General features: G+C 72.0%; 6 protein-coding genes. 5 read left to right on the plus strand and 1 reads right to left on the minus strand.

The window, feature by feature from the left end:
• Positions 1 to 188: hypothetical protein (locus tag AB0O00_RS24315; RefSeq protein ID WP_363655073.1), on the minus strand; the 188-nt coding region annotated here is incomplete at its 3' end.
• Positions 189 to 323: 135 nt separating this feature from the next.
• Here AB0O00_RS24315 and AB0O00_RS24320 point away from each other — a divergent pair.
• From AB0O00_RS24320 to ppdK, 5 genes are all read left to right on the plus strand, one after another.
• Complete coding sequence (locus AB0O00_RS24320; protein WP_363655074.1) at positions 324 to 1,550, plus strand: sensor histidine kinase; 1,227 nt, start codon at positions 324 to 326, stop codon at positions 1,548 to 1,550.
• Positions 1,538 to 2,182 carry a response regulator transcription factor gene (locus AB0O00_RS24325; RefSeq protein WP_363655076.1) on the plus strand — a complete coding sequence of 215 codons (645 nt, stop codon included), beginning with the start codon at positions 1,538 to 1,540 and terminating at the stop codon, positions 2,180 to 2,182. Before AB0O00_RS24320 ends, AB0O00_RS24325 begins: the two co-directional genes overlap by 13 nt.
• A gap of 2 nt (positions 2,183 to 2,184) precedes the next feature.
• The gene (locus AB0O00_RS24330; RefSeq protein WP_363655078.1) at positions 2,185 to 2,997 is read left to right on the plus strand and encodes a DUF4097 family beta strand repeat-containing protein; all 813 of its coding nucleotides are present in this window, start codon (positions 2,185 to 2,187) and stop codon (positions 2,995 to 2,997) included.
• A 302-nt stretch (positions 2,998 to 3,299) separates the two neighbouring features.
• Entirely contained in the window at positions 3,300 to 4,442 is a 1,143-nt protein-coding gene (gene dusB / locus AB0O00_RS24335) for a tRNA dihydrouridine synthase DusB (protein WP_363655080.1), read from the plus strand.
• A 563-nt stretch (positions 4,443 to 5,005) separates the two neighbouring features.
• Entirely contained in the window at positions 5,006 to 7,714 is a 2,709-nt protein-coding gene (gene ppdK, locus AB0O00_RS24340) for a pyruvate, phosphate dikinase (RefSeq protein ID WP_363655082.1), read from the plus strand.
• The last annotated feature ends 179 nt before the right edge of the window (positions 7,715 to 7,893 follow it).

The following is a 7,893-nucleotide window of genomic DNA, read 5'->3' on the forward strand; positions in this document are numbered from 1 at the left end:
AACACCCCCAGCGCGGCCCGGCCGCGGCCGGCGCGCACGCTGCGCACCGACCAGGGCCCGGTCCCGGCCGGCAGCGTCCCGTCCGGCTCCGGCGCGTGGCGGAGCGCGTCCCCGGGAACACCCCCGTGGTCCCCGGGGACGGGCCGCCCGTGCGGCGGAGTGGCGGAATGCGATGCGGTGCTCGTCATGCCCCAAAGCCTCCCGCCGCGACCACCCCGCTGTCGGTAGTGCACCACCCCGAATCCGGGGTGTACCTAGCTACACCCCGGTTCTGCACACCCCTTCATGGCACCCGGTGATCACGGGCCTCTACGCTGTCCGCCATGCCCTCCACCACGTTGCGCCGAGCGCTCGTCAGGAGCCTGCGGCGGCCCCCGTGGTCGGCGGAGGCCTGGCGGGACACCCGCCTGATAGCCGCCGGGATCCCCCTGGCGGCACCGGTCTGGCTCGCCGTCACCGAGCCGACGCTGCTGTTCCCGGTCACGGCCCTGGTCGTGGTCCTCGCCCGCCCGCTCACCGTCGTCCAGCGCGGCCGGCTGCGTGCCCTCGCCGGGGTGGACGTCCCGCCCCCGCCGGGCGCGACCGTCCGGGGCCGCCCGCTGACCTACCTGCGCGCCGGGGTGAACTGGCGTCAGGTCGGCTACCACCTGTTCGTCGGCCCGCTCCTCGCGCTCGCCTCGCTGTGCGTCGTGTGGTGCTGGGGCGCCGGCCTGGTGCTGGCCACCCTGTACGGCTGGGTGTGGATGATGCCGGCCGACACCCCGCTGCGCTGGCAACTGGCCGGGACGGACGTGGTGCTGACGGCCGCCGGCGTGCTCCTGCTGGTGGCGATGCCCTGGCTGGCCTCGGTGACCGCCTGGCTGGAGACCGGCGTCGCGCGGAAGCTGCTCGGCCCGAACCGGGCGGAGACGCTGGAGCGCCGCGTCGAGGAGATCGCCGAGAGCCGGGCCGGCCTGGTCGACGCGGTCGACGCCGAGCGCCGCCGGATCGAGCGCGACCTGCACGACGGCGCCCAGCAGCGCCTCACCTCCCTCGCGATGAACCTCGGCCTGGCCCGGCGCACCCTCAAGGACGTCCCGCCGGACGCCATGGCGGTGATCGTCGCCGCGCACGAGGAGGCCCAGGCGGCCATCGACGAGCTGCGCGACCTGGTCCGCGGCCTGCACCCGGCGGTCCTGGAGGACCGCGGCCTGGACGCGGCGCTGTCCGGCATCGCCGCCCGCGCCCCGCTGCCGGTGCGCCTGGACGTCGAACTGGCCGAGCGGATCGCCCCGACGGTCGAGGCGGTCGCCTACTTCACCGTCTCCGAGGCGCTCACCAACGTGGCCAAGCACGCCCGCGCCAAGAGCGTCGACGTGTCGGTGCGGACGGCCGGGGGCAGGCTGCGCCTGGTCGTCAGCGACGACGGCGTCGGCGGCGCCGACCCGGCGCGCGGCAGCGGGCTCACCGGTCTGCGCCAGCGCGCCGCCTCCGTCGACGGCACGCTGTCCGTTCTCAGCCCCCTCGGGGGTCCCACCACACTCACCGTGGAGTTGCCGTGCGCGCTGTGATCGCCGAGGATTCGGTCCTGCTGAGGGTCGGGCTGGTCAAGCTGCTGGAGGCGGTGAGCTTCGAGGTCGTGGCCGAGGTCGGCGACGCCGAGGCCCTGCTGCTCGCCGTGGAGGAGCACCGCCCCGACGTGGTGGTCGCCGACGTGCGGATGCCGCCCGGCTTCCACGACGAGGGCGTGAAGGCCGCGATGATCATCCGCCGGCAGTGGCCGGAGGTGGCCGTCCTCCTCCTCTCCCAGTTCGTCGAGGAGCGCTACGCCGCCGACCTGCTGTCCACCAACACCAGTGGCGTCGGCTACCTGCTCAAGCAGCGCGTGGCCAACGTCGACGACTTCCTCGACGCCCTCCAACGGGTCGCCGAGGGCGGCACCGCGCTGGACCCGGAGGTCGTCGCGCAGCTGCTGGTGCGCCGCCACCGGGACCCGCTGGAGAAGCTGACGCCGCGCGAGCGGGACGTCCTCGCCCTGATGGCCGAGGGCCGCTCGAACGCCGCGATCGCCGCGTCCCTGGTGGTCAGCGACAGCGCGGTGGCCAAGCACATCAACTCGATCTTCACCAAGCTCGACCTCCCGCCGGCCGACGACAGCCACCGCCGGGTGATGGCCGTGCTGCGCTTCCTGGAGGTCGGGTAGCCATGGCGGACGGTACGGGGGAGACCCGGCCCGCGGCACCGCTCCGGGCGGCGCCCTGGCGGACGATCGGCGCGCTGACCGTCGCGTTCGTGGTCGTCATGGGCGCGTCGCAGACCCTGGGCCTGGTGGCCAACCGGCAGACGACCGAGGAGAAGACGTACGAGCACGTCGTCGTCCGCAAGCTCCAGCTGGCCACGGGCAGCGCGTCGGTGCGGGTCAGGGCGGGCCGGGAGGGCCGGGTCGTGGTCCGCAGGAACCTGAACTACACGTTCCGCGCGCCGCAGGTCTCGACCGCCGTCGAGGGCGACGTCCTGGTCGTCGGGGTCGCCTGCCGGCAGCCGTTGCCGTTCTTCGGCTGCGGCGCCGAGATCGAGCTGGACGTGCCGCGGGGCACCGAGGTGTCCGGCTCGGTGGACTCGGGCAGCGTCGACGTGGCCGACCTGAGCGGCGAGGTCCGGCTGGACGCGACCTCCGGGGCGCTGTACCTGCACCGCCTCTCCGGCGAGGTCCACACCAAGACCACCTCCGGCATGGTGCAGGGCACCGAGCTCACCTCGGCCCGGGTGGAGGCGAGCAGCACCTCGGGCTCGGTGGAGCTGGACTTCACGAAGGCCCCGCACGCCGTGGACCTGAGCACCGTCTCGGGCTCGGCGACGATGACGGTCCCGAAGGACAGCCGGTACGCCTTCAGCGGGCAGGTCGGCTCGGGCAGCCGCAGCATCGACCCGACCCTGGCCGACGCCTCCAGCCCGGACAGCCTCCACGCCTCGGTCGTGTCGGGCTCGCTGCGGATCGGCTACCGCGAGGACGACTGACGGGACGGCTGAGCCGACGGCCGGGACGACGGCCGAAGCGCCTGAGCCGAGTGGGGGACAATGGAGAGTCCCGTCCCCCCCGCTCCCGAGGTCAGCCGCGCATGACAGCCACGCCCGCACCCACCGCGACCAGCACCAGGGCCCATCTCCAGACTCCCGTCGTCCGCCCGGAGGGCGGGCCGGGCGGCGTTGGGGTGCGTGCATCGCAAGGCGGAGGAGCGAGTCCATGCGGAGTATCGGCGACCGACGACAACGCGGCGAGGCGCGTGCCCCGGCGCCGCCCGGCAGACGGGAGTCTGGAGATGGGCCCTGAGTTCGCGCCGCTCGACCTCGGCCCGATCCAGGTCTGGCCGCCCGTCGTGCTGGCGCCGATGGCCGGTATCACGAACGCGCCGTTCCGCACCCTGTGCCGCGAGCAGAGCGGCGGCAAGGGCCTGTACGTCTCGGAGATGATCACCACCCGGGCGCTGGTGGAGCGCAACGCCAAGACCATGCAGCTGATCAAGTTCGACCCGAGCGAGAAGCCGCGCTCGATCCAGCTGTACGGCGTGGACCCGGTGACCGTCGGCAAGGCCGCCCGGATGATCTCGGACGAGGGCCTGGCCGACCACATCGACCTCAACTTCGGCTGCCCCGTCCCCAAGGTGACCCGCAAGGGCGGCGGCTCCGCGCTGCCGTACAAGCGCAACCTGCTGCGCGAGATCCTGCGCGAGGCCGTCGCCAACGCGGGCGACCTGCCGGTGACCATGAAGATGCGCAAGGGCATCGACGACGACCACCTCACCTACCTGGACGCCGGCCGGATCGGCGCCGAGGAGGGCGTGGCCGCGATCGCCCTGCACGGGCGCACCGCCGCCCAGCACTACGGCGGGACGGCCGACTGGTCGGCGATCGCCCGGCTGCGCGAGTCCGTCCCGGCGCACGTCCCGGTGCTGGGCAACGGGGACATCTGGTCGGCGGACGACGCCCTGCGGATGATGCGCGAGACCGGCTGCGACGGTGTCGTGGTGGGCCGCGGCTGCCTGGGCCGTCCGTGGCTGTTCCGCGACCTCGTCTCGATCTTCGAGGGCGACGTCGACTACGCCCGCCCGGACTTCGGCTACGTCGCCGCGGCGATGGTGCGCCACGCGCAGCTGCTCGGCGAGTGGCTGGGCGACGAGGCGCGCGGTGTGATCGACTTCCGTAAGCACGTCGCCTGGTACACCAAGGGCTTCTCGGTCGGCTCCGAGCTGCGGGTGCGGCTGGCCAACTCCTCCTCCCTCACCGAACTGGCCGAAACCCTCGCCCTCGTGGAGCAGTCCCAGCCCTGGCCGGCCGGCGCCGACGGCCCGCGCGGACGGACGGCCGGCAACAACCGGGTGGTCCTGCCCGAGGGCTGGTTGGACGATCCGTACGACTGCGCCCGGCCGGGCGAGGATGCCGAATCGGACACCTCCGGCGGATGATCTGTCCATAGCGTCGAAATGCCCCCTCGCAGGGGGTCGGGCGCCCGGGCCCAGCCCTCTTGTCCAATCTGGACAGGAGGGCTCCCTTTTGGCAGTGGATCATGACTCAGCGAGCACGATGCTGGACGGAGTGCGACGATCGTCGGAGCCGGACTACGTCCGGGCGGCCCGACGCGCTGGTGACGCTTGCCACATGCGGCCGGGACTGACATGGGGTCAGTGGACGAAATGGCCAGATCGGCCGTGGATCGCTTCCCGAAGCCGCCCGGCCGTGGATCGGCCGTCCGGGTGCAGGAAATCAAGCCGGGGCAACGCGGTGGACCACTGCCTGCTACCGAGTGTCCTGATCGTGTGATCTTCATGTTTCCTTGCGTTCGAGACTTGAAGGCTTGCTAGCGTCAGCCGGACGATTTCAGCAACAGAGGTGAACGCCTTTACGCGCATTCGATCTAGCGGGTTACCCCTGGCTACCGGCCTCGTACGGCCTATTGGGGGCAGAGAAAGACCTTCGAAATGGGTATGTTCTCCGGCGTCAGGGCAACCGCGTACGAGGAGACCGACCCGTGCCGTCCCACCAGAAGTTTGTTTACTCCTTCACCGAAGGAAACAAGGACCTCAAGGATCTTCTTGGCGGCAAGGGCGCGAACCTGGCCGAGATGACCAACCTGGGTCTCCCCGTCCCTCCGGGGTTCACCATCACCACGGAGGCCTGCAAGGTCTTCCTGGAGACCGGCAGCGAGCCCACCTCGCTGCACGAGGAGATCAGCGCCCACCTGGCCGCCCTCGAGGCGGAGATGGGCAAGAAGCTCGGCCAGGCCGACAACCCGCTGCTGGTCTCCGTCCGCTCGGGTGCCAAGTTCTCGATGCCCGGCATGATGGACACCGTCCTCAACATCGGCCTGTCCGACACCTCGGTGACCGGCCTCGCCGCGCAGTCCGGCAACGAGCGCTTCGCCTGGGACTCCTACCGCCGCCTGGTCCAGATGTTCGGCAAGACCGTGCTGGGCGTCGACGGCGAGCTGTTCGAGGAGGCCCTGGACGAGGCCAAGCACGCCAAGGGCACCGTCAACGACCTGGACCTGGACGCTTCCGACCTCCGGGAACTCGTCGAGGTGTTCAAGGGCATCGTCCAGCGCGAGACCGGCCGGGCCTTCCCGCAGGACCCGCGCGAGCAGATGGACCTCGCCATCCACGCCGTCTTCCACTCCTGGAACGGCGACCGCGCCCGGCTGTACCGCCGCCAGGAGCGCATCCCGAACGACCTCGGCACGGCGGTCAACGTCTGCACCATGGTCTTCGGCAACCTCGGCGAGGACTCCGGCACCGGTGTCGCCTTCACCCGCGACCCCTCCACCGGCGCGCAGGGCGTCTACGGCGACTACCTGTCCAACGCCCAGGGCGAGGACGTCGTCGCCGGCATCCGCAACACCCTGCAGCTGTCCGAGCTGGAGAAGCTCGACAAGAAGTCGTACGACGAGCTCATGGCGATCATGCAGAAGCTCGAGAACCACTACCGCGACCTCTGCGACATCGAGTTCACCATCGAGCGCGGCAAGCTCTGGATGCTCCAGACCCGCGTCGGCAAGCGCACCGCCGCGGCCGCCTTCCGGATCGCCGTCCAGCTCGTCGACCAGGGCCTGATCGACCTGGACGAGGCCCTCATGCGGGTCACCGGCGGCCAGCTGGCCCAGCTGATGTTCCCGCGCTTCGCCCCGACCGCCGAGTCCAAGCAGATCGGCTGGGGCCTCGCCGCCTCGCCGGGCGCCGCGATCGGCAAGGTCGTCTTCGACTCGTACACCGCCGTCAAGTGGTCCCGCTCCGGCGAGAAGGTCATCCTGGTCCGCCGCGAGACCAACCCGGACGACCTGGACGGCATGATCGCCGCCGAGGGCATCCTCACCTCGCGCGGCGGCAAGACCTCGCACGCCGCCGTCGTCGCCCGCGGCATGGGCAAGACCTGTGTCTGCGGCGCCGAGGAGCTGGAGGTCGACACCAAGGGCCGCAAGTTCACCACCGCCGACGGCCTGGTGGTCCACGAGGGCGACGTCGTCTCCATCGACGGCGCCAGCGGCAAGGTCTACCTCGGCGAGGTACCGGTCCTGCCGTCCCCCGTCGTCGAGTACTTCGAGGGCACGCTGCACGCCGGCGCCGACGTCCAGGGCGGGCTCGTCCAGGCCGTCCACCGGCTGATGTCGCACGCCGACGGCCGCCGCCGCCTGGCCGTGCGCGCCAACGCCGACAACGCCGAGGACGGCGGGCGCGCCCGCCGCTACGGCGCCCAGGGCATCGGCCTGTGCCGCACCGAGCACATGTTCCTCGGCGAGGAGCGCCGCAAGGAGGTCGAGCACCTGATCCTCGCGGACAACGACAAGGACCGCGAGCTCGCCCTCTCCACCCTCCTGCCGCTGCAGAAGGGCGACTTCCTGGAGCTCTTCCAGGCGATGGACGGCCTGCCGGTCACCGTCCGCCTGCTCGACCCGCCGCTGCACGAGTTCCTGCCGAACATCACCGAGCTGTCGGTGCGCGTCGCCCTCGCCGAGGCCCGCAAGGACCCGAACGAGAACGACCTGCGCCTGCTCCAGGCGGTGCACAAGCTGCACGAGCAGAACCCGATGCTCGGCCTGCGCGGCGTGCGCCTCGGCCTGGTCATCCCCGGCCTGTTCGGCATGCAGGTCCGCGCCATCGCCGAGGCCGCCGCCGAGCGCAAGCTGGCCGGCGGGGACCCGCGCCCCGAGGTGATGATCCCGCTGGTCGGCACCGTCCAGGAGCTGGAGCTGGTCCGCGACGAGTGCGAGCGCGTGCTCGCCGAGGTCGCCCAGTCCACCGGCGTCACGCTGGAGATCAAGCTCGGCACCATGATCGAGCTGCCGCGCGCCGCGGTGACCGCCGGTCAGATCGCCGAGGCCGCCGAGTTCTTCTCCTTCGGCACCAACGACCTGACCCAGACGGTGTGGGGCTTCTCCCGGGACGACGTCGAGGCCTCGTTCTTCACCGCCTACCTGGAGAAGGGCATCTTCGGGGTCTCCCCGTTCGAGACCATCGACCGCGACGGCGTCGGCTCGCTCGTCAAGCACGCCGTCGAGGCCGGCCGGGCCACCCGCCCCGACCTCAAGCTCGGCGTCTGCGGCGAGCACGGCGGCGACCCGGAGTCGGTCCACTTCTTCCACGAGGTGGGGCTGGACTACGTGTCCTGCTCCCCCTTCCGGATCCCGGTGGCGCGCCTGGAGGCAGGCCGCGCCGCCATCGAGACGGCGGGCAGCGACTCGCGCTGAGGCAGGGAGGCATCCCCTCCTCACGCGCGCGGTCGACTGACCGCTCTCCCTCCCGCCGGGAGGGCGTGCACCGGAGCTCGGCGCAGGAGAACCGGCGTACGTAACACGGCCGGGGGGGGGGGGGCGCCCCCCCGCGCCCCCCCCCCCCCCGCCCGCGGGGTGGGGGCGGGCGCCCGCCC

This window comes from Kitasatospora sp. NPDC093558, assembly GCF_040683475.1.
In the GTDB taxonomy this organism is placed as follows: Bacteria; Actinomycetota; Actinomycetes; order Streptomycetales; family Streptomycetaceae; genus Kitasatospora.

What these genes read in the sequence shown, in the direction of transcription:
- AB0O00_RS24320 (WP_363655074.1), top strand. Translation starts at nt 324, where the DNA reads ATGCCCTCCACCACGTTGCGCCGAGCGCTCGTCAGGAGCCTGCGGCGG.
- AB0O00_RS24330 (WP_363655078.1), top strand. Translation starts at nt 2,185, where the DNA reads ATGGCGGACGGTACGGGGGAGACCCGGCCCGCGGCACCGCTCCGGGCG.
- dusB (WP_363655080.1), top strand. Translation starts at nt 3,300, where the DNA reads ATGGGCCCTGAGTTCGCGCCGCTCGACCTCGGCCCGATCCAGGTCTGG.